Annotated in this window: 31 protein-coding genes and 2 tRNA genes; 10 read left to right on the top strand and 23 right to left on the bottom strand. The window is 70.6% G+C overall.

The features are described 5' to 3' along the window. Nucleotides 1-14: 14 nt before the first annotated feature. A complete protein-coding gene (locus ACYVAG_RS04175; protein ID WP_460766988.1) occupies nt 15-2144 on the bottom strand; it encodes an MMPL family transporter in 2130 nt (709 codons plus the stop codon). A 69-nt stretch (nt 2145-2213) separates the two neighbouring features. Here ACYVAG_RS04175 and ACYVAG_RS04170 point away from each other — a divergent pair, with 69 nt between their 5' ends. Beyond that, nucleotides 2214-2789 (top strand): MarR family winged helix-turn-helix transcriptional regulator, encoded by a 576-nt coding sequence (locus ACYVAG_RS04170; RefSeq protein ID WP_460768018.1) that lies wholly within the window; start codon nt 2214-2216, stop codon nt 2787-2789. On the opposite strand, the gene ACYVAG_RS04165 is transcribed toward ACYVAG_RS04170, so the two are convergent. The 6 genes from ACYVAG_RS04165 to ACYVAG_RS04140 form a co-directional block, all read right to left on the bottom strand. Next, nucleotides 2751-2823: transfer RNA gene (locus tag ACYVAG_RS04165), tRNA-Lys, on the bottom strand. The genes ACYVAG_RS04170 and ACYVAG_RS04165 overlap by 39 nt on opposite strands. A 306-nt stretch (nt 2824-3129) precedes the next feature. Further along, a complete protein-coding gene (locus tag ACYVAG_RS04160; RefSeq protein ID WP_460768015.1) occupies nt 3130-3936 on the bottom strand; it encodes a carbohydrate ABC transporter permease in 807 nt (268 codons plus the stop codon). A 146-nt stretch (nt 3937-4082) separates the two neighbouring features. Next, nucleotides 4083-5153 carry a carbohydrate ABC transporter permease gene (locus ACYVAG_RS04155; RefSeq protein WP_460766985.1) on the bottom strand — a complete coding sequence of 357 codons (1071 nt, stop codon included), beginning with the start codon at nt 5151-5153 and terminating at the stop codon, nt 4083-4085. Between the two features lie 107 nt (nt 5154-5260). Further along, the gene (locus tag ACYVAG_RS04150) at nt 5261-6583 is read right to left on the bottom strand and encodes an ABC transporter substrate-binding protein (protein ID WP_460766983.1); all 1323 of its coding nucleotides are present in this window, start codon (nt 6581-6583) and stop codon (nt 5261-5263) included. A gap of 173 nt (nt 6584-6756) precedes the next feature. Continuing rightward, on the bottom strand, nt 6757-7083 hold the full coding sequence (locus tag ACYVAG_RS04145) for a GroES family chaperonin (RefSeq protein ID WP_460766980.1): 327 nt from the start codon (nt 7081-7083) through the stop codon (nt 6757-6759). A gap of 32 nt (nt 7084-7115) precedes the next feature. After that, nucleotides 7116-7421 (bottom strand): DUF3618 domain-containing protein, encoded by a 306-nt coding sequence (locus ACYVAG_RS04140; RefSeq protein ID WP_460766977.1) that lies wholly within the window; start codon nt 7419-7421, stop codon nt 7116-7118. A 142-nt stretch (nt 7422-7563) separates the two neighbouring features. On the opposite strand from ACYVAG_RS04140, the gene bcp reads away from it, so the two are divergent. From bcp to ACYVAG_RS04125, 3 genes are all read left to right on the top strand, one after another. Then, nucleotides 7564-8043, top strand: coding sequence for a thioredoxin-dependent thiol peroxidase (gene bcp, locus ACYVAG_RS04135; protein WP_460766976.1), 480 nt, complete (start codon nt 7564-7566; stop codon nt 8041-8043). Nucleotides 8044-8095: 52 nt separating this feature from the next. After that, nucleotides 8096-8177: transfer RNA gene (locus ACYVAG_RS04130), tRNA-Leu, on the top strand. 115 nt (nt 8178-8292) lie between these two features. Beyond that, entirely contained in the window at nt 8293-8769 is a 477-nt protein-coding gene (locus ACYVAG_RS04125) for a GNAT family N-acetyltransferase (protein ID WP_460766973.1), read from the top strand. A 742-nt stretch (nt 8770-9511) separates the two neighbouring features. Here the strand turns inward: ACYVAG_RS04125 and ACYVAG_RS04120 are convergent. From ACYVAG_RS04120 to clpS, 12 genes are all read right to left on the bottom strand, one after another. Continuing rightward, nucleotides 9512-9916 (bottom strand): VOC family protein, encoded by a 405-nt coding sequence (locus ACYVAG_RS04120; protein WP_460766970.1) that lies wholly within the window; start codon nt 9914-9916, stop codon nt 9512-9514. After that, the gene (locus tag ACYVAG_RS04115) at nt 9913-10197 is read right to left on the bottom strand and encodes an ArsR/SmtB family transcription factor (protein WP_460766966.1); all 285 of its coding nucleotides are present in this window, start codon (nt 10195-10197) and stop codon (nt 9913-9915) included. The genes ACYVAG_RS04120 and ACYVAG_RS04115 overlap by 4 nt, the downstream gene beginning before the upstream one ends. 62 nt (nt 10198-10259) lie before the next feature. Continuing rightward, a complete protein-coding gene (locus ACYVAG_RS04110; RefSeq protein ID WP_460766963.1) occupies nt 10260-10910 on the bottom strand; it encodes a Type 1 glutamine amidotransferase-like domain-containing protein in 651 nt (216 codons plus the stop codon). A gap of 1 nt (nt 10911) precedes the next feature. Further along, the gene (locus ACYVAG_RS04105; protein WP_460766960.1) at nt 10912-11400 is read right to left on the bottom strand and encodes a dihydrofolate reductase; all 489 of its coding nucleotides are present in this window, start codon (nt 11398-11400) and stop codon (nt 10912-10914) included. 119 nt (nt 11401-11519) lie between these two features. After that, a complete protein-coding gene (locus tag ACYVAG_RS04100) occupies nt 11520-12332 on the bottom strand; it encodes a thymidylate synthase (protein ID WP_460766957.1) in 813 nt (270 codons plus the stop codon). Beyond that, the gene (gene rdgB, locus ACYVAG_RS04095) at nt 12329-12952 is read right to left on the bottom strand and encodes an RdgB/HAM1 family non-canonical purine NTP pyrophosphatase (RefSeq protein WP_460766954.1); all 624 of its coding nucleotides are present in this window, start codon (nt 12950-12952) and stop codon (nt 12329-12331) included. Before rdgB ends, ACYVAG_RS04100 begins: the two co-directional genes overlap by 4 nt. Further along, on the bottom strand, nt 12949-13668 hold the full coding sequence (rph, locus tag ACYVAG_RS04090; RefSeq protein ID WP_460766952.1) for a ribonuclease PH: 720 nt from the start codon (nt 13666-13668) through the stop codon (nt 12949-12951). The genes rdgB and rph overlap by 4 nt, the downstream gene beginning before the upstream one ends. After that, nucleotides 13665-14423: an MBL fold metallo-hydrolase gene (locus tag ACYVAG_RS04085; RefSeq protein ID WP_460766949.1), complete on the bottom strand. Its 759-nt coding sequence runs from the start codon at nt 14421-14423 to the stop codon at nt 13665-13667. The genes rph and ACYVAG_RS04085 overlap by 4 nt, the downstream gene beginning before the upstream one ends. Beyond that, a complete protein-coding gene (murI, locus tag ACYVAG_RS04080) occupies nt 14420-15235 on the bottom strand; it encodes a glutamate racemase (RefSeq protein WP_460766946.1) in 816 nt (271 codons plus the stop codon). The genes ACYVAG_RS04085 and murI overlap by 4 nt, the downstream gene beginning before the upstream one ends. Before the next feature lie 46 nt (nt 15236-15281). Further along, a complete protein-coding gene (locus tag ACYVAG_RS04075) occupies nt 15282-15980 on the bottom strand; it encodes an RraA family protein (RefSeq protein WP_460766943.1) in 699 nt (232 codons plus the stop codon). Between the two features lie 184 nt (nt 15981-16164). Further along, nucleotides 16165-16758 (bottom strand): DUF2017 family protein, encoded by a 594-nt coding sequence (locus ACYVAG_RS04070; RefSeq protein WP_460766940.1) that lies wholly within the window; start codon nt 16756-16758, stop codon nt 16165-16167. Then, a complete protein-coding gene (gene clpS / locus ACYVAG_RS04065; RefSeq protein WP_460766937.1) occupies nt 16758-17099 on the bottom strand; it encodes an ATP-dependent Clp protease adapter ClpS in 342 nt (113 codons plus the stop codon). Before clpS ends, ACYVAG_RS04070 begins: the two co-directional genes overlap by 1 nt. A 127-nt stretch (nt 17100-17226) precedes the next feature. Between clpS and ACYVAG_RS04060 the strand changes: the two genes are divergently transcribed. The 4 genes from ACYVAG_RS04060 to ACYVAG_RS04045 all read left to right on the top strand — a co-directional run bounded on the left by ACYVAG_RS04060 (nt 17227) and on the right by ACYVAG_RS04045 (nt 21531). Then, on the top strand, nt 17227-18531 hold the full coding sequence (locus ACYVAG_RS04060; protein WP_460768013.1) for a nicotinate phosphoribosyltransferase: 1305 nt from the start codon (nt 17227-17229) through the stop codon (nt 18529-18531). Then, nucleotides 18528-19109: a nicotinamidase gene (locus tag ACYVAG_RS04055; RefSeq protein WP_460766934.1), complete on the top strand. Its 582-nt coding sequence runs from the start codon at nt 18528-18530 to the stop codon at nt 19107-19109. Before ACYVAG_RS04060 ends, ACYVAG_RS04055 begins: the two co-directional genes overlap by 4 nt. 39 nt (nt 19110-19148) lie before the next feature. Further along, complete coding sequence (locus ACYVAG_RS04050; protein WP_460766931.1) at nt 19149-19805, top strand: alpha-ketoglutarate-dependent dioxygenase AlkB; 657 nt, start codon at nt 19149-19151, stop codon at nt 19803-19805. A 265-nt stretch (nt 19806-20070) separates the two neighbouring features. Next, the gene (locus ACYVAG_RS04045) at nt 20071-21531 is read left to right on the top strand and encodes a serine hydrolase domain-containing protein (protein WP_460766929.1); all 1461 of its coding nucleotides are present in this window, start codon (nt 20071-20073) and stop codon (nt 21529-21531) included. 9 nt (nt 21532-21540) lie between these two features. On the opposite strand, the gene ACYVAG_RS04040 is transcribed toward ACYVAG_RS04045, so the two are convergent. Beyond that, a complete protein-coding gene (locus tag ACYVAG_RS04040) occupies nt 21541-22122 on the bottom strand; it encodes a TetR/AcrR family transcriptional regulator (protein WP_460766926.1) in 582 nt (193 codons plus the stop codon). A gap of 207 nt (nt 22123-22329) precedes the next feature. Between ACYVAG_RS04040 and ACYVAG_RS04035 the strand changes: the two genes are divergently transcribed. Next, nucleotides 22330-23043: an NADPH-dependent F420 reductase gene (locus ACYVAG_RS04035; RefSeq protein WP_460766924.1), complete on the top strand. Its 714-nt coding sequence runs from the start codon at nt 22330-22332 to the stop codon at nt 23041-23043. A gap of 11 nt (nt 23044-23054) precedes the next feature. On the opposite strand, the gene ACYVAG_RS04030 is transcribed toward ACYVAG_RS04035, so the two are convergent. The 3 genes from ACYVAG_RS04030 to ACYVAG_RS04020 are packed head-to-tail and all read right to left on the bottom strand — an operon-like array spanning nt 23055 to nt 24904. Continuing rightward, nucleotides 23055-23456 carry a VOC family protein gene (locus ACYVAG_RS04030; protein ID WP_460766921.1) on the bottom strand — a complete coding sequence of 134 codons (402 nt, stop codon included), beginning with the start codon at nt 23454-23456 and terminating at the stop codon, nt 23055-23057. A 10-nt stretch (nt 23457-23466) separates the two neighbouring features. After that, a complete protein-coding gene (locus ACYVAG_RS04025; RefSeq protein WP_460766919.1) occupies nt 23467-24291 on the bottom strand; it encodes a helix-turn-helix domain-containing protein in 825 nt (274 codons plus the stop codon). Nucleotides 24292-24325: 34 nt separating this feature from the next. Beyond that, nucleotides 24326-24904 carry a TetR/AcrR family transcriptional regulator gene (locus tag ACYVAG_RS04020; protein ID WP_460766916.1) on the bottom strand — a complete coding sequence of 193 codons (579 nt, stop codon included), beginning with the start codon at nt 24902-24904 and terminating at the stop codon, nt 24326-24328. Nucleotides 24905-24934: 30 nt separating this feature from the next. Between ACYVAG_RS04020 and ACYVAG_RS04015 the strand changes: the two genes are divergently transcribed. Further along, a complete protein-coding gene (locus ACYVAG_RS04015) occupies nt 24935-25507 on the top strand; it encodes a hypothetical protein (protein WP_460766914.1) in 573 nt (190 codons plus the stop codon). The last annotated feature ends 27 nt before the right edge of the window (nt 25508-25534 follow it).

Raw genomic sequence — 25534 nt, 5'->3', positions numbered from 1 at the left:
CGGAATCCTGAGAGTCACTCCGGCGAGCGCGCCAGCGCCGACGGCCACCAGACGCGGCGCCCGACGAGGGAAACGAGCGCCGGGATGACGAGCGTACGCACCACGAAGGTGTCGAGCAGGATGCCGATGCCGACGACGATGCCGAGCTGGGTCAGCGTGATCAGCGGCAGCACGCCGAGGACGGCGAAGACGGCTGCGAGCACGATGCCGGCACTGGTGATGACGCCGCCGGTGACGGCGACGCTGCGGACCATGCCGTCGCGCGTGCCGTGTTCCGGGGTCTCCTCGCGGGCTCGGGTGACCAGGAAGATCGTGTAGTCGACGCCGAGCGCCACGAGGAACAGGATCGCGAACAGCGGCACCGAGGTGTCGAGGGCCGGGAAGCCGAGGAGGCGCGTGCTGATCCACGCCCCCGCGCCCAGCGCCGCGAACGCGCTCGCGATGGTGGCGACGATCAGCAGGACCGGCGCGAGGGCGGCCCGCAGGAGCACGATCAACACGAGCAGCACCACGCCGAGGATGAGTGGGATCACCACGCGCTGGTCGCGCTCGGCGGTCTGGCGCGAGTCGAGCTGGGCCGCGTCGGGCCCGCCGACGACGGCCTCGGCGCCGGTCACCGACCGCACCTCGCCGCGCAGGCTCTCGACGGCGCGGAACGCCTCGGGCGACGCCGGCTCGGCGTCCAGCACGACCTGCCAACGGGTCAGCCCGGTGTCGCTCGCGCCGGTGCGGCGCACCTCCACGACCCCCGGCGTACGCTTCGCCGCGTCCTCGACCGCCGCCGCGCCGTCGGTGCGGGCGATGAGGGTCGTGGGGTTGGACAGGCCGGGCGGGAAGTGGGCGCGGAGGGTGTCGAACCCGTCGACCGACTCGGCGCGGACGCGGAACTGCTCGGTCTGGTCGAGGCCGACGCGCGTGCCGGCCAGGCCGAAGCACAGCAGGGCCAACACGGGCAGCGTGGCGAGCAGGACGGCCAGGGGGCGGCGCACGACGGCGGCGGCGACGCGGTGCCACGCGCCCGACTCCGAGCGGTCGCGGTCGCCGACGCGCGGGACGAACGGCCAGAACAGGCCGCGGCCGCAGACGGCCAGGGCGGCCGGCAGCACCACGAGGGCGAACAGGAGGGCCACGATGAGGCCGATGGCGGCGCTGAAGCCCAGCACGCGGGTGTTGGGCGCGACGGCCGCCAGCAGGGTCGCCAGCGCCAGCACGACGGTGATGTTGGAGGCGAGGATGGCGGGACCGGCGGCCTTCAGCGCGATCGCGAGGGCGCGGCGGTGGTCGGGCTCGCGGCGGAGCTCCTCGCGATAGCGGGACACCAGCAGCAGGGCGTAGTTGGTGCCGGCACCGAAGACCAGCACGCTGGTGATGCCGGTGGTCGACCCGTCGAGGGTGAAGCCGGCGAGCTCGCCGGCGCGCGAGGCCACGATGGCGGCGACGCGGTCGGCCACGGCCACCACGGTGAGGGGGACCAGCCAGAGGATCGGCGAGCGATAGGTCAGCAGGAGCAGTACGCCGACCACTGCGGCGGTCGCGCCCAGCAGGCGGAAGTCGGCGCCCTTGAACGCGCTGGCGATGTCGGCGCCGAACGCGGGCCCGCCGGTGACCTGGATGCGGAGGGCCTCGGGGAGGTCCTTGGCGGCGGCGGCGCGGATCTCGGTGACGGTGTCGGTGAGGCGCAGGCCGTTGAGCTCCGCATCGACGGGCACGAGGACGAGCGCGGCGCGACCGTCGGGGGCGGGGAGGATCGGAGGGCCGGCGGGGGCCCCGCCTACCTGTCCCCGGTCGACCTCCAGCATCCGGGGGCGCGCCTGCGCGGCGGCGCCGAGGTCTGCGGGCGTGAGCTGCCCGCCGTCGGCGCGCGTCACCACCGCGAGCACTGGGGCGACGCCGGCGTCGGGGAACTGCTTCTGCAGGTCGGTGACGCGGGCGGCCTCGGACGAGGGCGGAACCGAGTTCGGGGATCCCTCGCCGTCGCCGCCGGCACCCCACGCCATGACGCCGCCCGAGAGCAGGAGGGCGGCGAGCAGCACCAGGGGCGCCACCCAGCGGGAGACCAGGCGACCGATGGCACCGCTGGGCGGCCGGGTGTCGCGACCCGTCTCGGGGCCGGAGTCGGGCGGGGCTGTGGCGGAGGTCGACATGCGCTCAGCATATCTTTCATTGACTTAATCTTTCAAACGCTGAACCTCCACCGTGGCTAAGATGACGCCATGTCCCACCCGCAGTCCCCTCCCCCGCACGCCCGCGACCTCGGGGAGGTGATCCGCGAGCTGACGAATGCCTCGGCGCGGATCGGACACGGGTTCGCGTCTCGCCAGGGCCTGCACGACAACGATTTCCGGGCGCTGACCCTGATCTATTCGGCGGAGAACGCCGGCACTCCCCTGACGCCGTCGGAGCTGGCCCGGCAGTTGCGGCTGAGCTCGGCCGCGATCACCTATCTCGTGGAGCGGCTGGTCGGCTCGGGCCACGCGCGGCGCGACTCCGACCCGCGCGACCGGCGCAAGGTCGTGCTGAGGTACGCCCCCCACGGCCACGCCACCGCCGGCGCGTTCTTCGGGCCGCTGGGCGCCCACCTCGGGCGCGCGCTGGCGGAACATGAACCGGGCGACGTCGAGGCGGCCCTGCGCGTGCTGCGCGACGTGGTCGCGTCGATGCACGCGTACGGTGACGAGCTCGAGGTCCGGGACACGGCCCTAGACAGCAAGAAGGGCCCCGATCGTGACGATCGGAACCCTTCTGTTTCGTACACCGCCAGGGACTCGAACCCTGAACCCGCTGATTAAGAGTCAGCTGCTCTGCCAGTTGAGCTAGCGGTGCGCGCGAGGAGAAACACTACCCAAGGCGGGAGGGTTTTGCCAAATCAGGGGCTTCGACTCGCTGGCGCTCGCTCAGCGAACGTGGGGGCGGGGACCGCTCGCTCAGCCAACCTGGGGGTGGGGACCGCTCGCTCAGCCAACGTGGGGGTGGGGACCGCTCGCTCAGCCAACGTGGGGGTGGGGACCGCTCGGTCAGCCAACGTGGGGGTGTCCCACGTTGGCTGAGCGAGGCCGTCCACGGCCGAGTCGAAGCCGCTACTTCACGCCGTCGGCCGAGTCGAGGCCGTCCACGGCCGAGTCGAAGCCGCTACTTAACGCCGCCGGCCGTCAGGCCCTCGACGATGCGGCGCTGGAAGATCAGCACCGCGATCAGCAGCGGCACCGTGACGATGACGCCGGCCGCCATGATCGTGCCGTAGGGCGTGTCGAAGCCCGTGGCGCCGGTGAACTTCGAGATGGCCACGGTGGCCGTGTTCATCTCCTTCGACTGGCCGAACGTCAGGGCGATCATGAACTCGTTCCACACGGCGATGAAGGTGATGATCGCCGTGGTGAACACGCCGGGCGCGGCGAGCGGCAGGATCACCTTGCGGAACGCCTGGATCGGCGTGCAGCCGTCGACCATGGCCGCCTGCTCCAGCTCGACCGGCAGCTGGCGGAAGAACGCGGTGAGGTTCCACACGCACAGCGGCAGGGCGAACGACAGCGAGGGCAGGACCAGGGCCTGGTAGGTGTTCATCCAGTTGATCGGGAACCACTCGTAGGTGCCGGTGAACATCTTCAGCAGCGGGATGAGCAGCGTGATCACGGGGAACATCGAGCAGCCGATGATGATGGCCAGCACGAGGCCCTTCGCCTTGAAGCGCAGGCGCGCCAGGGCGTACGACCCGAGGATGCCGAGCACCAGCGTCAGCAGCGTCGTGAACGTCGAGACGAACACCGAGTTCAGCAGCGCCCGCCCGAAGTTGTTGCCGGGGCTGAAGACGGCCTGGAAGTTCTCGAACGACACCGGGTTGGGGATCAGGTCGGTGCTGCGGCCCATGGTGGGCAGCCGCAGCGCGGACACGATCATCCAATAGAACGGCGCGATGCAATAGATCACGATGAGCGCCATGCCGATGTAGCCGGCGATGCGGCCCAGTCGGTCCTTCGGCGTCATCTTCGGCTTGGCGAGCTTCTGGAGGTCGCCCTGCGACGGACCACTGTCGGGGTATTGCTCCTGCGGCACCGCCATGTAGCCGCTGGTGGACGAGATGTTGCTCATGCTGCTGCCTCCCCGGACGTCGTCGTCGGCTTGAGCTTCTTCTTGCGCTTCTTGGCTTCCTTGATCGCGCGGACCTCCTCGTCACCGACCACGTCGGCGCCCAGGAACTTCACGAAGAGGAAGGCCACGAGCATGATGTAGAGGAAGAGCACGATCGAGTACGCGGCCGCCGGCCCATAGCGGACCTGGTTGGCCTCGTCGTACGCGAACACCGACAGCGTCTCGACGAAGTATTTGCCCGGGCCGATCATGCCGTAGGGCAGGTCGAACATGCGCATGGTGTCGAGGGTGCGGAACAGCACCGCGACCACGAGCGACGGCTTGATCATCGGCAGCGTGATGCGGGTGAACGTCTGCCAGACCGAGGCGCCGTCGACCTTCGCGGCCTCATAGACCTCGGCAGGGATCGTCTGCAGGCCGGCGAGGGTCAGCAGGCCGATGAACGGCGCTGTCTTCCACACGTCGGCGATCACGATGGCCCAGAACGACGACGAGTTGTCGGCGAGCCAGAGGGTGTGCTGGCCGGTGATCCGGTTCGCGATGCCGGCCTCGTCGAAGATCAATTTCCACATGAGGGCCGACACGATCGTCGGGATCGCCCACGGCACAAGGATTCCGGCGCGGACGATGCCGCGTCCGCGGAAGGCCCTGTTCATGATCAGCGCCATCGCGACGCCGAGGATGGTCTCCAGGATGATGCACACCACCGTGATGGCCGTGGTGTTCAGGAACGCGTTCGTGAAGCGATCCATGGAGCCCCACATGCCGGGCACGGTCTGGCCCGAGCTGAACACGTCGAGGAAGTTCTGCAGGCCGACGAAGGACTCGCCCTGCATGACCTCGCCGGTCTCGGGGTTGATGCCGTCGTTCTTGCGGAAGAAGGACTCACGGATCGACAGGAAGATCGGAAGGCCGACGACGGCGAGGATCACCGCCATCGTCGGGGACAGCAGCATCGCGGCGACGCGACCCTGGCCATCGGACAGTGCGTTCTTCGTGCGCTTGGGATCGGTGTTTCTCGTGCTGTTCGTGCCGGCTTCCGGCGCACTCGTGGTTGAGCTTGACACTAACGCCTCCTCGTTGAGGTCGGATTCCACACCCTAGTCACCGGTGCCCGGCGCCCGCCACACCTGAGAGGGTGCGGGGACGCCGGGCACGCGGCTGGGTGAGGAGATTACTTGACCAGCGTCTCGAGCTGCTTCTGCAGGTCGGCCGTCGCGGTCTTGGCATCCTTCTGGCCCTGGAGCACGGCGTACGACGCGTCCTGGATGGCCTTGGAGACGTCGCCGTACTTGACGGCCTTCGGACGGGGCTGGGCGGTGCCGATCGACGTCTTCAGCTCGGTGAGGTAGGGGTACTTGGCCACCAGCTCGGGGTCCGAATACAGCGACTCGATGGTCGGGGCGAGCGACGAGGTGATCGTGCGCTGCTTCTGCTGCTCCGCATCGGCCGCGAACTTGATGAACTCGAGCGCGGTGCCCTTGTTCTTGGCGTTCGCGGAGACGGCGTACGAGTGGCCGCCGAGCGAGGAGACGCCCGGTCCGCCGACACCCGGCAGCGCGGCGACGCCGAACTTGCCGTTCACCTTCGACGAGCCGTCGGTGGCGGAGAACTTCGAATACACGTACGGCCAGTTGCGCAGGAACATGAGCTTGCCGTCCTGGAAGGCCTGACGAGACTCCTCCTCCTTCCAGGTGATGGCGCCCTGCGGGATGGTGCCGTCCTTGAAGGCGTCGGCCATCCACTGCATGCCCTTCTGGGCCTCGGGCGTGTTCACGTTCGGCTTGCCGTCCTTGACGATCTGGCCGCCGGCCGAGTTGATCGCCTCGGAGATGTTCACCGTGAGGCCCTCGTACTTCTGGTGCTGGCCCGCATAGCAGCCCGCGTCCTTGGCCTCGGCGACCTTGGCCTTGATGACTTCGCAGGCCTTCTTGACCTCGTCCATCGTCTTCGGGGCGGCGGTCACGCCGGCGGCGTCCATCCAGTCCTTGCGGTAGAACAGCAGGCCGCCGTCGGAGGTGACGGGCACGGCGTACAGCTTGTTGAAGTAGGTCGCGCCGTCGACGGCGGGCTTCAGCATCTTCGAGGTGTCGAACTTGCCATCGGGCAGCGGGACGACGTACTTGTTCGCGGCGAACTCGGCGGTCCACACGACGTCCATGTCATAGATCGTCTTGTCGGTGCCCTTGGTCTGGTAATTCTGGATCATCGCGTTGCGCTGCTCGTCGGCCGAGTCGCTGAGCTCGACGAACTTCACGGGCTGGTCGGGGTGAAGCTTGTTCCACTTCTCGATGATCTGCGGGACGGCGTTCGAGGTGTCCTTGCCCGACACGAACTCGATCGGGCCCTTCTCGTCCCAGTTGACGTTGCTGGCGGCGCCGCTGCTCTGGGTGCCACCCGGGGTGGCTCCCCCTCCGCCACACGCGGAGACGACGAGCATGGTGCCGACGGATGCGGTCACGATCGCGACGCGACCGGACTTGCGGACGACTGTCATGTAAGCCTCACTTCGTTGTGTCTGGCTGGCCCTGTGCGGCCGGCTGCCTGCACAGGCTAGCCGGGATACACCCTTCTGAAACGTTCAGGAAGAACGAACCGTTACCAATTCCTGACATTACGGTCGGGAATCGGACAGAAGCCGCCCGGGATGCCGTCGGCCCGCCGTGTGGCTCAGAGGTAGAGGCCCGTGTGCCCGTCGGACAGGCGCTCGGCCGCCACGGCGTGCAGGTCGCGCTCACGCAGCAGCACGTAGTCCTTGCCACGCACCTCCACCTCGGCGCGGTCCTCGGGGTCGAACAGGACGCGGTCGCCGACCTTGACGGCGCGTACGCTGCCGCCCGCCGCGACGACCTGGGCCCACGCGAGGCGACGGCCCATGGCCACCGTCGCGGGAATGAGGATGCCGCCGCCGCTGCGCCGCTCCCCCGCCTCACCCTCGGTGGAGACGAGGACGCGGTCGTGGAGCATGCGGATCGGCAGCTCGGCGTCGCCGGTCATGTCGGACGCGTCAGGGTGTCGCAAGGGGGAGTTCAGGAGCGCTTGCTGATCAGGCGGACGGTGACCAGGAGGACCACGACGCCGGCGATCGAGCCACCCACGAGCGCGAGGCGATCGGTGCGCCAGCTGCCGTCGGCGTTCCGGAACTGGGACTTGGCGTTGTCGATCTCGGCCGTGGCGAGGGCCTTGAGGCCGTCGACCTGGCGCTGCTTCACCTTCGTCGGGTGAACCTGGTCGATCAGGCTCTCGAGGTTGGCCGACAGGCGCGTGCGGGCGGCCGTCAGGTCGGACTCGACCTGCTGACGGCTGCGGGGCTTGTTCTGGCCCTGGTCTGCCACGGGATCTCCTCGTCGTTCGTACGGGTGCCTTGGGTCGGCCGGACCAGCGTATACCAGCGCGTACGCGGGTCGCTCGGGCCTGCGTACGCAGGGACGCGTACGCCGCTCCGGGAGCGCCGCACGACTCGCTAGGGTGTCGCCCATGACGAACCGACTGGCCGTGGGCGACGCCGCGCCCGCCTTCACCCTCCCTGCCGCTGACGGGTCCGAGGTGTCGCTCTCCGACTTCGCCGGCCGCCGCGTGGTCCTCTATTTCTATCCGGCTGCCATGACCCCGGGCTGCACGACCCAGGCGATCGACTTCACCGCCGCCGGGGCGGAGTTCACGGGCGCGGGAGTGGCCGTGCTGGGGGTCTCCCCCGACGCGCCCGCCAAGCTGGCGAAGTTCGTCGAGAAGGAGTCGATCACCTTCCCCCTGCTGTCGGACGCGGATCGCAGCGTCATGCAGGCGTACGCGGCGTTCGGCCGCAAGATGATGTATGGCAAGGAGATCGAGGGCGTGATCCGGTCGACGTTCGTGATCGACGTCGACGAGTCGGGCGCCGGAACTCTTACGGTGGCGCAGTACAACGTGAAGGCGACCGGTCACGTGGACAGACTGCGCAGGGAGCTCGGCATCTGACCCTAGACTTGGCCTCGCCGGGCGGTCCCGCGAGGGGGTGCACCGCGACGGCGCCGAAGTGGTGGAACTGGTAGACACGCAGGATTTAGGTTCCTGTGCGCGCGCGCGTGAGGGTTCGAGTCCCTTCTTCGGCACGGCCTGCGGGGATCATCCTCCTGGCTGGGGAATGAAAAAAGTCGGTCGAGCGGTTGTGCACCCCACACGACATCGCAGCGATCGAATGAGCAAGGGAGCACCACAGTGGAGATCGTGAAGACCAGGGACACCGCGGCCGTCGAAGAGTCGGCGCGCATCTGGGCCGAGGCGACCGCCAAGCGCGACGAGAGCGAGGCCAGTGACGTGGCCGTCTCGGAGGCCGCGCCGCTGATCCACGACCTCCTCGAGGCGTCGGACCGCTCCTTCCTGCTGACGCTGAGCGAGGACGACGGCATGCTGTCGTTCGCGGCGGTCGAGCCGCAGCGCGACGCCGACGACCCCAAGAAGGCAGAACTCCGCTATCTGGGCGTGGCGCCGGGCCACTGGGGCGAGGGCTGGGCACGTCGCCTGCTGGTCGCGCTGCCGGACGCGATGCGCGAGGAGGGCTTCGACGAGGCCGTCCTGTGGGTGTACGCGGACAACACGCGCGCCATCTTCGTGTATGAGTCGATGGCGTGGTCGGCGACGCCGGAACAGCGTCGCCACGAGAGGACCAACCGGGTGGAGCAGCAATACCGCATCAAGCTGTAAGGGGCAGGGTCGGCCCTCTCGCCGAGGCCTACGCTCGCTGAGCGACGGAGGAGTAGAAGCGACCCCGGCACCACGTTCTCCGAGCGAGCGCCAGCGAGACGAGGAGCAGGTCCTACGCTCGCTGAGCGACGCAGGAGTCGAAGCGACCCCGCCACGTTCTCCGAGCGAGCGCCAGCGAGACGAGGAGCAGGTCCTACGCTCGCTGAGCGACGCAGGAGTCGAAGCGACCCCGCCACGTTCTCCGAGCGAGCGCCAGCGAGACGAGGAGTCCTGACCGCGCCGGGCGTGGGTCTGCGGCCGTTTCAGGAATTGTCAGACCCTGCTGGAACACTTTTTTTGCATGCAGGAGATGTCCCGTCCACGCTCCCCGACGCGACCTGTTGACGTTGGCCGGGCCGACGGACTCCCTGAATTCCTCCCACCCATCACCCTCGACAAGCACCGGCGGCCACGACGCCACATCCGCACCGCATCCGACAACACCGCGGGGACCCGGACGCAGACCCCCTTGGATAACCACCGAGCCAGGATCCCTTCGACTCGCTGGCGCTCGCTCAGGAAACGTGGGTCCCAGGCTCCTCGACTCGCTGGCGCTCGCTCGGAGAACGTGGGTCCCAGGCTCCTCGACTCGCGGAAGCCTGTGCTGAGCGAGGCCGCCCGCGGCCGAGACGAAGTGCTCGCTCGGAGAACGTGAAGCGGCTCCTCGTCCCGCGGAAGCCTGTCCTGAGCGATCCGCCAACGTTCAGTTCGCGGCGCCGTCCGCCTTCGGGCCAACCAGCTGGATCAGGTTGCCGCAGGTGTCGTCGAACACCGCTCCCAACACATCGCCGGCGTCCGCCGGGGGCTGGGTGAACGTGACGCCCAGCCCACGCAGGCGGTCGTATTCGCTCTGGATGTCGTCGACAGCGAACTGAACAGCAGGAATGCCGTCGGCGGCGATCGCGTCCCGGAACGGCTTCACCGCCGGGTGGCCGGAGGGTTCGAGGAGCAGTTCGGTGCCTTCAGGGTCGTCGGGGGACACCACCGTGAGCCAGAAGTCCTCGCCGATCGGCACCTTGTGGCGCAGCTGGAAGCCCAGCACCTCGGTGTAGAAGGCCTCGGCCTTCTCCTGGTCGTCGACGAATACGGACGTGAGCGCGATTCTCATGGGACCTTCTCCTCCGTGGTGGGCCAGCGCCGGGCGATCTCGCCCAGTGGGGCCGCGTTGAAAAAATGGAACTTGGATCGGCCGCGGCGCTCGCTCGTGACGAGTCCCGCATCCTCCAGCACTTCCAGGTGCTGAGAGATCGCCTGCCTCGTCGACGCCACGCCATGGACGGTGGTCAACGTCGTGCACAGATCGAACAGGGTGCGCCCGTCCCGCTCCGTCAGCAGGTCGAGCAGCAGCCTTCGAGTGGGGTCATCGAGAGCACGGAAGATGTCTGCCACCACCACGACGATAGGCAAGGCGACGCTTGCGTGTCAAGGGTCCCCGTGGAGGAATCCGAGCGTCAGCGCGCGGCGCCGTCCGGTGCCTCCGTGCGCTTCCCGTCGATGACGAGCGCCTGCCCGTCCGCCAGTCCCCAGAAGGGTTGTCCGGCGGCGGCGTACGCGGCCGCGACGCCGTCCAACACCGCGCTCTCCGGGTGGTCGGGCGTCTCGAGATGGGGCACGAACGGCCGGTCGAGCACGCCCAGACCGCTCATGGCGGCCGCCGCCCCATAGAGCCGCTCGGCCTCCCCCGGGTCGTCACAGACCGCGAACGGCGCCAGGTCGGGAGCGAGTACGCAGGGGCCGGCACTGTAGCCCGCGTACACGAACACGTCCCGCGCCAGCAGTTGCGGCAGCAGCTGGTCCAGTCCGCAGGCGCCCATGGCCCGGCGCAGGACGAACACGTTGCCGCCGCGCACCCACACGAAGCCCGCGCCCAGCAGCTTCTCCGCGACGGTCATCGGGACCTCGTCGCGCAGGTCCAACTCGGTCGCCTTCAGCCCCCAGCCCTTGAGCAGCGCGATCTCGTCGCGCACCTTCTGGGCGCGGACGTCGGGGTCCTCGTTGTCGATGGCGTTCGCACAGACGAGGCCGGTGCGCCCCTTGCCGCAGAGTCGGACGAAGCGTTCGGGGTCATCGACCGTCCGGAACGAGGCCAGGAAGAGCCGCACGTCAGCGCCTGACCAGGGTGACGTACGCGAACCCCTCGTGGGGTTCACGGGCGACCTCGGCCCACTGGTCCGGGTCGATCTCCGGGAAGTGGGCGTCGCCCTCGGGCTCCTGGTCGACCTCGGTGATCTCGAGGCGGGTGGTGCGGGGCAGCGCCGCCGCGTACACCTGCCCCCCGCCGAAGATCCACACGCGCTTGCCGGTCGCGAGGGCCGCGTCGATGGCGGAGTCCACGTCGTCGAAGACCCGGATGCCGTCGGCCGCGTACGCCGGGTCGCGCGTCACGACAAAGTTCTCGCGACCGGGCAGGGGACGGCCGAGACCGGCGAACGTGCGCCGGCCCATGACCAGGACGCCGCCCATCGTCATCGCCTTGAGGCGCTTCCAGTCCTCCGGGATGTGCCACACCATGTCGTTGTCGCGGCCGATGACGCCGTTGCGGGCGACGGCGGCGATGGCGGTGACTTCGACTCGCTGCGCTCGCTCAGTCAACGTGGGGGCCTGCGCTCGCTCAGTCAACGTGGGGGCCTGCGCTCGCTCAGTCAACGTGGGGTCAGGCGCTCGCTCAGTCAACGTGGGGTCCTGCGCTCGCTCAGTCGACGTGGGATCGCTCATACGGCCACCGGGGCCTTGATCGCCGGGTGGGGGTCGTACGCCTCGAAGGCGATGTCGTCCATCGAGAACCCGTCGATGTCCGTGACCTCGGGGTTCAGCGCCAGGCGCGGCAGGGGACGCGGCTCCCGCGACAGCTGCTCGTGGACCTGGTCCAGGTGGTTGGCATAGATGTGCGCGTCGCCGAACGTGTGCACGAACTCCCCCACCCGCAGCCCGCAGACCTGCGCGACCATGTGGGTGAGCAGGGCGTACGACGCGATGTTGAACGGGACTCCGAGGAAGATGTCGGCCGAGCGCTGATAGAGCTGGCAGCTCAGGCGACCCGGGCCGCCGTCCGGATCGGGAGCCACATAGAACTGGAAGAACATGTGGCAGGGCGGCAGGGCCATGCGCGGCACGTCGGCGACGTTCCACGCCGACACGATGTGGCGCCGCGAGTCGGGGTTCGCCTTGAGCGACGCGATGACGTCGCGGATCTGGTCGATGTGGCCACCGTCGGGGGTCGGCCACGAGCGCCACTGCACGCCGTAGACGGGGCCGAGCTCGCCGTCGGCGTCGGCCCACTCGTCCCAGATCGTGACCCGGTTGTCGTGCAGGTAGGCGATGTTCGAGTCACCGCGGAGGAACCACAACAACTCCCCCACGATCGAGCGCGTGTGCACCTTTTTCGTGGTGAGCAAGGGGAATCCGTCGTTGAGGTCGACACGGAGCTGGTGTCCGAAGACCGACAGCGTGCCCGTGCCGGTGCGGTCGTCCTTGCGGACGCCCTCGTCGAGGACGCGCTGGACCAGGTCGAGATATTGCTTCACTTCTGCTCCTCGTCTCGGCTCAGCGTCTCCACCACGATCGGCACCATCGCCCGCAGCGCCTGCCCGCGATGGCTGATCGCGTCCTTCTCCGCCGCGCTCAGCTCAGCGGTCGAGCGCGTCTCGCCGTCCGGCACGAAGATCGGGTCATAGCCGAAGCCGTTCTCGCCCGATCGCTGTGTGGACACCGATCCCGGCATCTCGCCGGTCTGCAGGTGGGACGAGCCGTCGGGCAGCGCAAACGCGATGGCGCACACGAACTTTGCCCCACGCCTCTCCGCGGGCAGGTCGTGCAGCAGTGCGAGCAGCAGGTCGACGTTCGACGCGTCGGTGGCGTCGGGCCCCGACCAGCGCGCGGAGCGTACGCCCGGCATGCCGCGCAGCGCGTCGACCGCGATGCCGGAATCGTCTGCCAGCGCAGGGATTCCGGTCGCCTCGACGCACGCGCGCGCTTTCAGCAGCGCGTTGCCCTCGAACGTGTCCTCGGTCTCGGCGGGCTCGGGATAGGACGCCACATCGGCGAGTCCGAGCACCTCGATGCCGGTGCCGTCGAGCACGCGCCGCAGCTCCACGAGTTTCTTCGCGTTGTTGGTCGCGAGGACGACCCGCGCGCCCACGGTCATCGCCCGAGCGCCTCGGCCTGCAGACGGGTCAGCTCGGCGCACCCCTTCTCGCCGAGGTCGAGCAGCTGGTTCAGCGTCGCCCGGTCGAACGGCTCGGCCTCGGCCGTGCCCTGGATCTCGATGAGCTTGCCGGACCCCGTCATGACGATGTTCATGTCGGTGTCGGCCGTGGAATCCTCGGTGTAGCAGAGATCCAGCAGCGGTTCGCCGCCCACGACGCCCACCGAGATCGCCGCCAGCGAGTCGGTCAGCGGCTCGCCCGCAAGCGCCTTGCGGTCGCGCAGGTAGGTCACCGCGTCGGCCAGCGCGACGTACGCGCCGGTGATCGACGCCGTCCGCGTTCCGCCGTCGGCCTGCAGCACGTCGCAGTCGAGCACGATCGTGTTCTCGCCCAGCGCCTTGTAGTCGATGACCGCGCGCAGCGAGCGGCCGATCAGCCGCGAGATCTCGTGCGTACGCCCGCCCACGCGGCCCTTGATCGACTCGCGGTCGGAACGGTCATGGGTCGCGCGCGGCAGCATCGCGTACTCCGCCGTGACCCAGCCCAGGCCCGACCCCTTGCGCCAGCGCGGCACGCCCTCGGTCACCGACGCCGCGACGAGCACGCGCGTCGCGCCGAACTCGACGAGCACCGATCCCTCGGCGTGGTCGAGCCAGTTGCGCGTGATGCGCACGTCTCGGAGCTGGTCGGGGGCACGTCCATCGGCACGGGTCATGGGCGCGAGTCTAGGTGATCCAGCACCAGCCCCGGCGACGCGACGAGGAGCTCGCCGGCGAAGTGGGGGCGCCCCTCCGCGTACGCATCCGCCGGGTCGTGCCACGGCGGCACGTGGGTGAGCACGAGCCGGCGTACGCCCGCCCGCGCGGCGTGTTCGGCCGCCTGGCGACCCGACAGGTGTACGCCGGGGCGCAGGTCGTCGCTGTGCCGGAACGCCGCCTCGCACAGCAGCGTGTCGGCGCCACGGGCGAGCTCGACGAGCGCATCGCAGGGCCCGGTGTCGCCCGAATAGACCAGCGACTCCCCCGCGGCGTCGAGCCGCACGGCATACGCCTCGGTCGGGTGGTCGACGCGTGCGGTGGTGACCCTGAACGGCCCCACCTGCTGCGCGCGCTCCCACGCGACGAAGTCGACCGCCCAGGCGGGGTCCTCGAGGTCGTCGGGACGGTACGCCGCGCTCATGCGCGCCTCGGCGTGGGCGGGGGCGAACACGGGGATGTGAGCCCAGGGTGCGGTCGGCGAATGGCGCGCCGCGACGTTGAACGCGCAGAGGTCGAGGCAGTGGTCGGGGTGGAGATGGCTGAGCGCGATGGCGCCCACCGTCCGGGGGTCGATCGCGCCCCACAGCGCGCCGAAGGCCCCCGGCCCGAGGTCGAGGACGAGCGCGAACCCGTCATGGGTCACGAGATAGCTGCTGGCGGGGTTCGCGGGGCCCGATGTCGAGCCCGAGCAGCCCAGGACGGTGAGCCTCATGCGACGAACTGCTCCACGTCGGCGACGAGGTTGCCGATCAGGCGGCGCCCGATGCCCTCGAAGCGTTCCGGATTGCCGGTGGTGAGGAAGCGGTGGGTCGCCTCGCGCGGCTCGGCGTGGAGCAGGTCGAGCGCGGTGAGCCGCGCGTACGCAGCCTTCGCGCACTCGTCGGCGGAACTGACCAGCGTGACGGTGTCGCCCAACACGTACGACAGGACGCCGGTCAGCAGCGGGTAGTGGGTGCAGCCGAGGATCAGCGTGTCGATCTTCGCGGCCTGCAGCGGCGCGAGGTAGTCGCGGGCCGCCGCCAGCAGCTCCGGCCCGCCCGTGACGCCGGCCTCGACGAACGGCACGAACAGCGGGCAGGCCTGGGTGTGGAGCTGGATCTGGGGGGCGGCGAAGAACGCGTCGTCATAGGAGTGGGAGTTGGCGGTGGCCGCGGTGGAGATGACGCCCACGACGCCCGACCGCGTGGCCGACACCGCCCGGCGAGCGGCCGGGAGAATCACGTCGACCACGGGCACGTCATAGCGCTCCCGCGCGTCGCGCAGGACGGCCGACGAGGCCGAGTTGCAGGCGATGACCAGCGCCTTGACCCCCTGGTCGACGAGGTGGTCCATGCACTCCAGCGCATATTCCCTCACCTCGGCGAGCTGCTTGTCGCCATAGGGGGCGCGGCCGGTGTCACCGAGATAGAGCAGGTCCTCGTTCGGCAGCTGGTCGACGATGGCGCGGGCGACGGTGAGCCCGCCGAACCCGGAGTCGAAGACGCCGATGGGGCCAGAGGTCTGCAGGTCGGTCACGCCCAGCATTATCGCGCAGCCGACCGACACGGCGCTGTGTGCCGGGGCCGGACCCTCAGCCCTTGGCTCCCTGGCCCGCCTCGATCAGGGCGTCGAGACCGATGACGTCGCCGAGGGACCGGGTGTGGAGGGCCTCGATCCAGTCGTGTTCCTTGTCGTCGACGGCCCTGGCGGCCGCCAGCACCTCGGCGGCCGCTGCAGCCGGGATGACCACGACGCCGGTGCGGTCGGCCCGGACGATATCCCCCGGCCCGATGGTCACCCCACCGCACTCGATCGGCACGTTGATCGCGCCGGGGCCCTCGATGGACTGCTTGGCCGGGTGGGTCGCACGCGCCCAGAACGAGCAGCCGGCCTCCTCGACGCCCTCCACGTCGCGGATGGCGCCGTCGACGATGGCGCCGTGGACGCCATGGGCCGCCAGTGTGCCGGCCCAGACCTCGCCGACCAGCGCCGAGCCCGTGTGACCGCCCCCGTCGATCACCACGACGTCGCCCTCGCGCACCACGTCGGCCGTCTTCAGGGGGAACAGCAGGTCGCCCGGGCTCGTCCAGCACGTCACGGCCGGGCCGCACAGCTCGCCGTCACCGGCGAGGCGACGCAGTGCGGGGTCGAGGGCGCGTACGCGGGGGTCGGCGTCCGACAGCTGGCCGGTCGAGATGCCGGCGAGTCCGTCGAGGACGTCGGCGTCCGGTCGGCGCCCGGACGGGTTGACGGTCCAGGCGTGCGGGGGCTGGGGAGCGTGAGCGGTCATGCCCGAAGTATGGACGTCCCAACCACCCCTTGAGACCCTGTCTCAGGGGTCAGCCGGTCGGGCGGTCGGCGTCGGCGTCGTCGCGGGTGCACGAGTTGGGTCGACACGCCGGTGGGCTGGCCCAACCTGTGCAGTCGTGTGCACAAGTTGCGCGGAGGGCGAAGCCGAGCCGGCGTACGTGGGGTCAGTCGCGCGGGGAGCTCAACTCGATGATGATGGCCTGCAGTTCACCGAGCATGTCCAGGAGGTACGCCCCCATCGCGCGCGGGTCGTCGTCGGGGATCTGGGCCAGGTCCTCCATCGCCTCCGAGTCGTCGATGCCCAGCCGGCTCGCGATGACCAACCGCAGCGCGTTCAGCGTCTTCAGCCAGGCCGGCACGTCGGCGACGGGGATGCGTACGGGGGGCTCACCCGACGCCAGGGCCGCGCGTACGGTCTCGGCGTCGGTGAGCTTGCGGCGCTTCTGGTCCCCAGCGCTGAAGCGGCGATAGTCGGACGCGGCCTGGGGGTCGTGGGGGTAGGGGTTCGGGAAGAGGCGCTGCAGCGCCGGGTCCTCCGGCACCTCCGGCTCGTCCGGCGACTCGCTGAGGTCGGCCTCCCACAGGGCGAAGGAGTCGGCCTCGGGGTCCCCCGCGCCCGAACCCGGTGCCGCCGCCGACTCCGGCGTACCGTCCGACACCAGCTCGACCAGTTGCTCGACCAGCGAGCGGAACAGCGCGATGTCGTCGTGGGCGAGGTGGAGCACGACCGCCTCGCCGTCGAAGTGGAACCGCGCCATCACTCGGACCGATCCAGAGTCGCCCAGAGCCCGAACTCGTGCATCGCGTTGCAGTCGCGCTCCATCTCCTCGCGGCTGCCGGACGCGACGACGGCGCGGCCCTCGTTGTGGACCTGCAGCATCAACTTCTCGGCCTTCGCCTTCGGATACTTGAAGTAGGTCGTGAACACGTGGGTGACATAGACCTGCGTGTTGACCGGGTCGTCCCAGACGATCGTCACCCACGGGCTCTGGGTGAGCGCCTGTTCGCTGGGACGCTCGGCGATCGCGGTGCCGCCGGACGTGCCGGGAGCGCCCGTGGGCTCCGCGCTGCAGACGTGGTGGAAGGGCGATGCGGACATGGTCCCCATCTTGGCACCCCGAACCCCACAACGCCCGCACCGGCCGCCGTGCCTCTACCCTGCTGGGGTGAGCACCACGACGACGCGGCCCACGACGGCCCTGCTGACCGACCACTACGAACTGACTATGGTCCGCGCGGCCATGCAGGCGAGCACGGCCTTCCGCCACAGCGTGTTCGAACTGTTCCCGCGCCGCCTGCCAGAAGGCCGCCGCTATGGCGTCGTCGCCGGAGTCGGGCGCGCCCTCGACGCGATCGCCGACTTCCGCTTCGACGACGAGACGGTCACCTTCCTACGCGAGCACGACGTGGTCGACGACGCCCTGGCCGAGTGGCTGGCGGGCTATCGGTTCGGCGGCAACATCTGGGGGTACGCCGAGGGCGAGGTCTATTTCCCCGGCTCGCCGCTGATGGTGGTCGAGGGGTCGTTCGCCGAGGCGTGCCTGCTCGAGACGGTGCTCCTGTCGATCTACAACCACGACTCCGCGATCGCGTCGGCCGCGTCGCGCATGACGGCCATGGCCGAGGGGCGCCCCTGCATCGAGATGGGCTCGCGCCGCACCCAGGAGCAGTCGGCCGTGGCGGCGGCGAGGGCCGCGTACATCGCGGGGTTCGGGAGCACGTCGAACCTCGAGGCGGGTCGCCGCTACGGCGTCCCCACCGCGGGCACGGCCGCCCACTCGTTCACGCTCCTGCACGACTCGGAGGAGGACGCGTTCGCCGCCCAGCTGAAGACCCTCGGCGAGAAGACCACGTTGCTCGTCGACACCTACGACGTCGAGACCGCGGTCCGCACCGGCGTACGCCTGACCGAGGGCCGGCTCGGCGCCGTGCGGCTCGACTCGGGCGACCTGGCGATGATGGCGAAGGACGTACGCAGGCTCCTGGACTCCCTGGGGGCGAAGGAGACCCGGATCATCGTGACCTCCGACCTCGACGAGTGGCAGATCGCGATGCTGGCGGCGGCTCCCGTGGACGGCTATGGGGTCGGCACGTCGCTGGTGACGGGCTCGGGCCACCCGACGTGCGGGTTCGTCTACAAGCTGGTGGCGCGGGCGACGAGTGACGATCCGGACGCGCCGCTGGTGCCGGTGGCGAAGAAGGCCACCAACAAGATCTCCATCGGCGGGCGGAAGTTCGCGATGCGCCGGCTCAACGACGCAGGGGTGGCCGAGGCCGAGGTCGTCGGGGTCGGCACGCCGCCGGAGGGCGACTGGAACGACCGGCCGCTGCTGGTGCCGCTGGTGACCGAGGGCGAGATCGTCGGCGCCGAGCCGCTGTCGGCGGCGCGGGAGCGTCACGAGAAGGCGCGCGAAGAGCTGCCGATGGCGGCGCTGAAGATGTCGCGCGGCGAGCCGGCCATCGACACGCTCTATCTCGAGGACGACGGCGACCAGGCCGCGAATCCCTATGCACAGAAGGGAACCAAGTGACCGAGGGCGCCGAGTTCACCGAGCCGGGCGTACGCGCGCTGGTGGTCGTCGACGTGCAGAACGACTTCTGCGAGGGCGGGTCGCTGGCGGTGGCGGGCGGCACCGCGGTGGCGCGGCGCGTCACGGAACTGCTGCGCGGCGACCACGGTTATGACCACGTGGTCGCGACGCGCGACCACCACATCGACCCGGGCGCCCACTTCTCGGCCACGCCCGACTTCGTCGACTCCTGGCCGCCGCACTGCGTGGTCGGCACGCCGGGCGTCGAGCTCCACCCGGAGCTTGCGTACGACGGGTTCGAGGCGGTCTTCGACAAGGGCGAGTACGCGGCGGCGTACTCGGGGTTCGAGGGTGTCTGCGACGGCACCGGGCTGGCGCAATGGCTGCGCGATCGCGGGGTCGAGGAGGTCGATGTCTGCGGCATCGCGACCGACTTCTGCGTGCGGGCGACGGCGCTGGACGCGGCGCGTGAGGGGTTCACCACGACGGTGCTGCTCGACCTCACCGCGGCCGTGCACCCAGACGACCTGGGCGCGACGCTGGCGGACTTCGCGCAGGCGGGCGTGGCGCGGGGCTGAGCCCTTGACTCGCGCCCGGAAGCGCGTACGCTAGAACACGTGATCGAATCCCACGTTCTCGAGTCCCAGGGGTCGCTGTTCGACCCCCAGTTGTCGCTGGTCGACGCCGCGCTCGAGCCGGCGTACGCGGCCCTCTCCCCCGCGCGCACCGAGCTGGGTTCCGGCGCGTGGGTCGACCACCAGCCGGGGTGGATGAGCGGGTCCGACGCCCTGTTCGAGCGGCTGGTCACCGACGTGCCGTGGCACGCCGAGCGGCGCCAGATGTTCGGCCGCGAGGTGGCGGTGCCGCGGTTCACGAAGTTCTATGAGGCCGACGAGCCGTTGCCCGACCCCCTGCTCGACGAGGCGCGCGAGCAGTTGTCGCGACACTATGCGCCCGAGCTGCGCGAGCCGTTCGTCACCGCCGGGCTGTGCCTCTATCGCGGTGGCGACGACTCGGTGGCGTGGCACGGCGACACCATCGGCCGGTCGAAGACCGAGGACACGATGGTCGCGATCCTTTCTGTCGGTGCGCCACGGGTGCTGTCGCTGCGGCCGCGCGGCGGCCGCATCCGCGAGCGGTTCGCGCTCGGCCACGGCGACCTGGTCGTCATGGGCGGCTCGTGCCAGCGCACGTGGGAACACGCGATCCTCAAGACGGCCCAGGCGGTGGGGCCGCGGGTGTCGATCCAGTTCCGGCCGCGGGGAGTGCGCTGAGGGCTGGGGGCGGGTGGCTTCGACTCGCTGGCGCTCGCTCAGCCAACGTGGGGCGGTGGGCTCGCTCAGCCAACGTGGGGCGGTGGGCTCGCTCAGCCAACGTGGGCGTCGGGGGCTTCGACTCGCTGGCGCTCGCTCAGCCAACGTGGGGGCTGGCGCTCGCTCAGCCAACGTGGGGCGGTGGCTTCGACTCGCTGGCGCTCACTCAGCCAACGTGGGGGCTGGGCTCGCTCAGCCAGCGTGGCGCCTCGATAGCGTGGCTCCCATGAGCCTGCTCCCCCATAGTTCCTGCACCGCCGAGGGCGTCGACGGCCGTTGCCTCGACGACCTCGCCCGCGCCGCCCATGACTTCGGCGTGGAACTGCACGAGCTCGTCGTCGTGCGTCACGGCAAGGTCGTGGCCCAGACCCACTGGTCGCCCTGGCGGCCCGACGTGCGCCAGCTCGCCCACTCGGTGAGCAAGACGCTCGTCGCGCTGGCGGTAGGGGTCTGCGTGGGCGACGGCAGACTCTCGGTGGATGACCGCTTCGTCGACCTCTTCCCCGAGGCCGTCCCCTTCGCGCCCGGCGTCGAGAAGATCACCGTCCACCACCTGCTGTCGATGACGACGGGCCACGACGAGGACACGCTGTTCCCCATGATCACCGGCGACACCGCCGACTGGTGGAAGACCTTCGCATCCCTTGCCCCCACGCATGATCCGGGCATGCGCCACCTCTACCACAACGGCGCGAGCTGCGTGCTCGCCGAGGTCGTGGCGCGGGCTTCCGGCCAGCCTCTCGTCGAGCTGCTTGACGCACGCATCCTCGGCCCCATGGGCATCGCCGGCCTGCGCTGGAAGACCGACAGCCTCGGCCGCGAGACCGGGTTCAGCGGCGCTTTCCTTTCTGCCATGGACATCGCGGCGCTCGGCGAGCTGATCCTGCGCGACGGCGCGTGGCGGGGCGAGCGGCTCGTCCCGGAGGGCTGGGCGGCGACGATGGCCGAGAACCATGCCTCGACCGCCCACGAGGCCAACCCGCACAATGCGCAGGGCTACGGATATCAGGTGTGGCAGGGGTTCGAGGGGTTCCGGCTCGACGGGGCGGGCGGGCAGTACGGGCTCGTGCTCCCCGACCGCGACGCCGTCGTCGCGGTCACGGCCGGCCACGCACCGACCCAGATCGTGCTCGACCTGCTGCACCGGCTGGTCGTGCCGGGCCTGGGGTCGGGCCAGCCGACCGAGCCCCAGGCGCTCGAAGGGCTCCAGATTCCCTGCACCCACGGCGATCGCGTCACGCGCGGGGTGGCGTACGCGGGTGAGCCGCGCGTGATCGACCGCTCGGTGATGCGTCTGCCGTGGCGCTATCCCGACGTGGGCGACATCGAGCTGACCGTCGGCGATCCGTGGGACGACCCCGTGCTGACCTTCACCTCCGACGAGGGTCCCACCAGCGTTCCCTGCGGCAACCGAATGTGGCGGGAATCCCTGCTGCAGCTGGGTTCTGCGGGATCAAGGCGCACGAAGGGAGCCCGCGTACGCGTGGCTGCTCGCGCAGTGGAGGCGACGTCGGGTCCCGATCACGGCGCGACGGTCGTCGACATCGCGTTCCTCGAGACACCGTTCCGGCTGACCCTGCGCCTGCGTGACGGCGACGCGACCATGACGTGGAACTCGGCGATCGTCCACACCGACGGGCTGACCGGCATGGGCGCGGCACAGAACGCGCGGGGCGCGGGCAACTGAGGAGGCGCCTCAGTCCACCGCCCACCCGTCCCGCAGCAGCGCCCGGAGGCGCTCGGCGACCGGCCCACGTGGCCCTGCGGCCGATGACGCCGCCGCCCACGTCACCGCCAGCACGCCCAGGAAGAGATCGCGACCGTCCACCGACGCCCTCGCCCTCCCCTGCTCGCGAACCGGACGCAGGAAGTCCTCGGTCGCCCCGATGACCTCGTCGCACGACGCCCCCAGCGGCGTGTCGGCATCGGCCGCCGCCCGCAAGGGCTCCGGCAGCCCGTCGTACGCCCGCATCCACGCGGCGAGCGCGTCCAGCCAGCGGTCCAGCGCCTCCACCGGGTCCAGGCCCGCGGCGATGATCGCCCCGCGTTCCCGCTCGAGGTCGGGGCGCCGCGACTCGAGCACTGCGGCGACGAGGTCGCTGCGGGTCGGGAAGTGGCGATAGAGCGTGCCCGCGCCGACGCCGGCCTGCTTCGCAATGGCGTCCAGCGCGACCTCGAGGCCCTCCGCCGCGTACGCGCGCTCGGCCGCCTCCACGATGCGCGCCCGGTTGCGCTGGGCGTCGCGGCGGGGCGCCCGTCCTTCGGGAAGCGTCGTCATGGGCCCTCCTCTTGAAAACCGGAGATGCCCTCCGTATCGTTTGATGCGGAGGCCGCCTCCAGATTAGCGGGGCCCGACCCTGCGCGAGCACCGCGGCGTCCCCCGCCAGTACGGGGCGGACCCACGCGTGGGCTGACGCCCGCGACCCACCGAACAGACGCACCACCCGGCAACCGGACCAGCACCCACCGACCAGAGGAGAACCCCATGAAGATCGGCATCATCGGCAGCGGCAATATCGGCGCGGGCCTGGCCCGCCTCGCGACCGCGGCCGACATCGACGTGGTGATCGCCAACTCCCGCGGGCCGGAGACCCTCGTCGACCTGGTCGCCGAACTGGGCCCCCGCGCCAGCGCGGGCAGCCTCGCCGAGGCGGCCGGCGCCGGTGAGCTCGTCGTCCTCGCGGTGCCGCTGGGCGCGGTCCAGGCGATCCCCGCGGGCCTGCTCGACGGCAAGGTCGTCGCCGACACCAGCAACTACTACCCGTCGCGCGACGGTCGCATCGCCGCGCTGGACGAGGAGCGGGTCACCGAGGCCGAGCTGGTGCAGCAGTCCCTGCCCGGCGCGCGCGTGGTCAAGGCCTTCAGCAACATCCTGGCCCCGCACATCCCGGCCCTCACCCAGCCCGAGGGCGCCGACGACCGCACCGCCCTCCCGGTCGCGGGCGATGACCTGGGCGCCAGGGCTGATGTCGCCGCGCTCGTGTCGCGGCTCGGCTTCGACACCGTCGACGCCGGGACGCTCGCCGAGGCCTGGCGGTTCGAGCCGGACGCGGCCGCGTACACGCGCCTCTATCTCGCCGACCCCACGACCCCCGACGCGGACATGTTCACCGCGCCGGCCCGCAGGGTGACGCCGGAGCAACTGCAGGCGGCGCTCGACTCGGCCACGCGGGTGCGGGTGGCCGACCGCCGCTTCTGAGTACGCGAGGCTCACTCCCCCGCGTACGAGCCGATCGACCACAGGTTGCCCTCCGGGTCGACCACGGTCGCCGAACGACCCCCGTAGTCCTGGTCGGTGGGGTCCTGCTGGCTCGTGCCGCCGGCCGCCAGGCCGCGCGCGTGGACCGCGTCGACCTCGGCGTCGGACTCGACGACGAGATAGCACTTCGCGTGGCCGACCGAGTCAGCGGTCGCGAAGTCGTTGTCGGGGCGCACCGAGCCGAACATGACGCCGCCGTTGTCGCGCCAGCGGAACTGCGCGTGCTCGACGATGGTGGGGTCGGCTTCCGAGGGCACGACGAGCACCTCGGTGAATCCCAGCCCCACAAGGAACTTCCGGGCGCGCTGGGCATCGGCGAAGGTGAGCGAGTGGAACAGCTGTGTCTTGGTCATGGCTCCATCGTCACCGCGCGGCGGGGTCGAGGTCGTGAAGGTTTGGGAAGTCCCGCTCGCGGCTCGGCGCCTGCCCCGCCAACGCGCTCCACTCGCGGCTGAGGTGGGACTGGTCGGCGAACCCCGTCGCGTACGCCGCCTCCGCCAGCCCGACCCCCGCCCGGACCATGGCCCGGGCGCGGGCGAAACGGCCGAGCCGGCCGACCTGCTTGGGCGTGAGCCCGATCTCGGCGCCCACCCTGGTCCCGAGGTGGCGCCGCGACCAGCCGACCTCGCGCGCGGTGTCGGCGACCGTCCGGCCGCCGACCAGCAGCCCCCACGCGCGGCGTATGTCGGCCGGGACGCCCGGCGCGTACGCCCCCACGCGTTGGAGGAGCAGGTGTTCCAGCAGGGCCAGTCGCGCCGCCCACGAGCCCAAATCGGCGAGGCGCGCGTGCTCGTCGGGGCGCAGTCCCGCCGGCAGGTCCGTCGCCGACGCGTTGACCCCCGCCAGCGCCCCGATCGGGGCGCCCAGCAGGACGCGGAAGCCGATCGGGGTGAGGGCCAGCTGGATGCCGCGCTGCACGCCGTGCGTACGCACCAGCGCGGGCCGCAGGTGAAGGCCGGACGCCAACAGCCAGTGGCGCTCGCCCGCCCCTGAGTCCCCCAGCACTGAGTTCCCGACGCCGAACCAGCCCACGTCGATCGGCTCGTCGAACGCGATGATCATGGTCGCGCTCGCGCTGGGCACGCCGAGGTGCACGGCGGCCGGGTCGAGCGTGAGGTCGTACGCCACCAGCGGACCGGCGAGAGACTCCCGCAGGGCCGGGTGGACGGGGCGTACGGCGCCAGCCATGGGGTGATGCTAACCCGGGGCCCGCGGCACCCGTCTAGACCAGCGCGAGGATCCCCCGTGCCGACGCCAGCACCGATGCGTCCACCTCCTCGGGGATGTCGCCGCCGATCCAGGGCCGGATCAGGCCGTAGGGGCCGAGCTGGCAGGCCAGACCGACCAGCAGTTCGTGGCGCGGCGTCACCTCGCCCCAGCGCAGCTCGATGAGCTCGCGCGTGCGCGCGAACACCGCGTCGTTCAGCGTGGGCAAGTCGTTGCGCAGCAGGGGCAGGTCGAGGCCCATGAGGTCGCGCCAACGAAAGAGCGTCATGGCCTTGGCGTCGGTGGGGTGCTCACGGCAGAAGCGGGGGATGCTGACGGCGGCACGCTCGAGCGCCTCCTGCGGGTCGTCCACGTCGGCGGCGGCCAGCAGGGCGACGTGGAACCGCCGGATCGAGCGCATCCACAGCGCGCCGAACATCTCGTCCCGCGACCCGAAGCGGTGATAGATGGAGCCGACGGGCGCGCCGGTCACCTCGGACACGTGGGCAATGGTGGCGTCGCGCCAGTGGTCGAGGACCGCCCGTCCGGCGCCGTCGAGGAGGTCGTCGACCGTGAACTTGGGGGGTCTGGCCATGCGGGCCAACCTATCGGCTAGTTTTTGAGCATGACAACTAGAACGCATGCTCTAGAAACAGCGCGCCTCACCGCCGCCCTGCCCGGCGCGACGTTCCGCGAAGCGCACCACCGCATCGTCGACGCGTCCGCCGACGCCTGCTGGCGCGCCCTCCACGAGCTCCGCTGGCGCGACCTGTCGGTCACCTTGCCCCTGTTCTGGGTCCGCACCGGCGGCCGTACGCAGGGCACCGCGCTCGACCTGGGCCGTCGCCTCGTCGACCAACCCGGACCGGGCTTCCCGGTGTACGAGGAGCCGCCGACCTATTCGACGAGCGCCATGATCGGGCGGCCGTGGAGCGGGGCCGTCCGCGGTCCGGAGGTGACCGGGCTCGACCAGTTCGCCGCGTGCGCCGAGCCGGGCTGGCTGAAGTACGGCATGGACTGGACGCTCACCGAGCTCGGCGACGGCCGCACGCTGGTCGAGACGAGCACGCTGTGCCAGGCCACCGACGCCCGGTCCCGGTTGGTGTTCGGCGCCTATTGGGCCGTGATCCGGCCGTTCTCGGGGATCGTCCGGGCGGACATCCTGACCGCCCTCGCTCGCCGGGCCGAGGGGCGCTGAGCCGCTCCTCGTCTCGCTGCGCTCGCT

The organism is Mariniluteicoccus flavus (assembly GCF_054776655.1).
The sequence above is the reverse complement of the archived record's forward strand: the minus strand, read 5'-3'. Positions and strand labels throughout refer to the sequence as shown.

Excerpts from the sequence above, each read along its gene's own strand:
- ACYVAG_RS04175 (WP_460766988.1), bottom strand. The coding sequence starts at position 2,144 with ATGTCGACCTCCGCCACAGCCCCGCCCGACTCCGGCCCCGAGACGGGT.
- ACYVAG_RS04170 (WP_460768018.1), top strand. The coding sequence starts at position 2,214 with ATGTCCCACCCGCAGTCCCCTCCCCCGCACGCCCGCGACCTCGGGGAG.
- ACYVAG_RS04160 (WP_460768015.1), bottom strand. The coding sequence starts at position 3,936 with ATGGCGCTCATCGTGATCTATTGCATCGCGCCGTTCTATTGGATGATC.
- ACYVAG_RS04150 (WP_460766983.1), bottom strand. The coding sequence starts at position 6,583 with ATGACAGTCGTCCGCAAGTCCGGTCGCGTCGCGATCGTGACCGCATCC.
- ACYVAG_RS04145 (WP_460766980.1), bottom strand. The coding sequence starts at position 7,083 with ATGACCGGCGACGCCGAGCTGCCGATCCGCATGCTCCACGACCGCGTC.
- bcp (WP_460766976.1), top strand. The coding sequence starts at position 7,564 with ATGACGAACCGACTGGCCGTGGGCGACGCCGCGCCCGCCTTCACCCTC.
- ACYVAG_RS04120 (WP_460766970.1), bottom strand. The coding sequence starts at position 9,916 with ATGAGAATCGCGCTCACGTCCGTATTCGTCGACGACCAGGAGAAGGCC.
- rdgB (WP_460766954.1), bottom strand. The coding sequence starts at position 12,952 with ATGACCGTGGGCGCGCGGGTCGTCCTCGCGACCAACAACGCGAAGAAA.
- rph (WP_460766952.1), bottom strand. The coding sequence starts at position 13,668 with ATGACCCGTGCCGATGGACGTGCCCCCGACCAGCTCCGAGACGTGCGC.
- ACYVAG_RS04085 (WP_460766949.1), bottom strand. The coding sequence starts at position 14,423 with ATGAGGCTCACCGTCCTGGGCTGCTCGGGCTCGACATCGGGCCCCGCG.
- murI (WP_460766946.1), bottom strand. The coding sequence starts at position 15,235 with ATGCTGGGCGTGACCGACCTGCAGACCTCTGGCCCCATCGGCGTCTTC.
- ACYVAG_RS04075 (WP_460766943.1), bottom strand. The coding sequence starts at position 15,980 with ATGACCGCTCACGCTCCCCAGCCCCCGCACGCCTGGACCGTCAACCCG.
- ACYVAG_RS04070 (WP_460766940.1), bottom strand. The coding sequence starts at position 16,758 with ATGGCGCGGTTCCACTTCGACGGCGAGGCGGTCGTGCTCCACCTCGCC.
- clpS (WP_460766937.1), bottom strand. The coding sequence starts at position 17,099 with ATGTCCGCATCGCCCTTCCACCACGTCTGCAGCGCGGAGCCCACGGGC.
- ACYVAG_RS04060 (WP_460768013.1), top strand. The coding sequence starts at position 17,227 with ATGGTCCGCGCGGCCATGCAGGCGAGCACGGCCTTCCGCCACAGCGTG.
- ACYVAG_RS04045 (WP_460766929.1), top strand. The coding sequence starts at position 20,071 with ATGAGCCTGCTCCCCCATAGTTCCTGCACCGCCGAGGGCGTCGACGGC.
- ACYVAG_RS04040 (WP_460766926.1), bottom strand. The coding sequence starts at position 22,122 with ATGACGACGCTTCCCGAAGGACGGGCGCCCCGCCGCGACGCCCAGCGC.
- ACYVAG_RS04035 (WP_460766924.1), top strand. The coding sequence starts at position 22,330 with ATGAAGATCGGCATCATCGGCAGCGGCAATATCGGCGCGGGCCTGGCC.
- ACYVAG_RS04030 (WP_460766921.1), bottom strand. The coding sequence starts at position 23,456 with ATGACCAAGACACAGCTGTTCCACTCGCTCACCTTCGCCGATGCCCAG.
- ACYVAG_RS04025 (WP_460766919.1), bottom strand. The coding sequence starts at position 24,291 with ATGGCTGGCGCCGTACGCCCCGTCCACCCGGCCCTGCGGGAGTCTCTC.
- ACYVAG_RS04020 (WP_460766916.1), bottom strand. The coding sequence starts at position 24,904 with ATGGCCAGACCCCCCAAGTTCACGGTCGACGACCTCCTCGACGGCGCC.
- ACYVAG_RS04015 (WP_460766914.1), top strand. The coding sequence starts at position 24,935 with ATGACAACTAGAACGCATGCTCTAGAAACAGCGCGCCTCACCGCCGCC.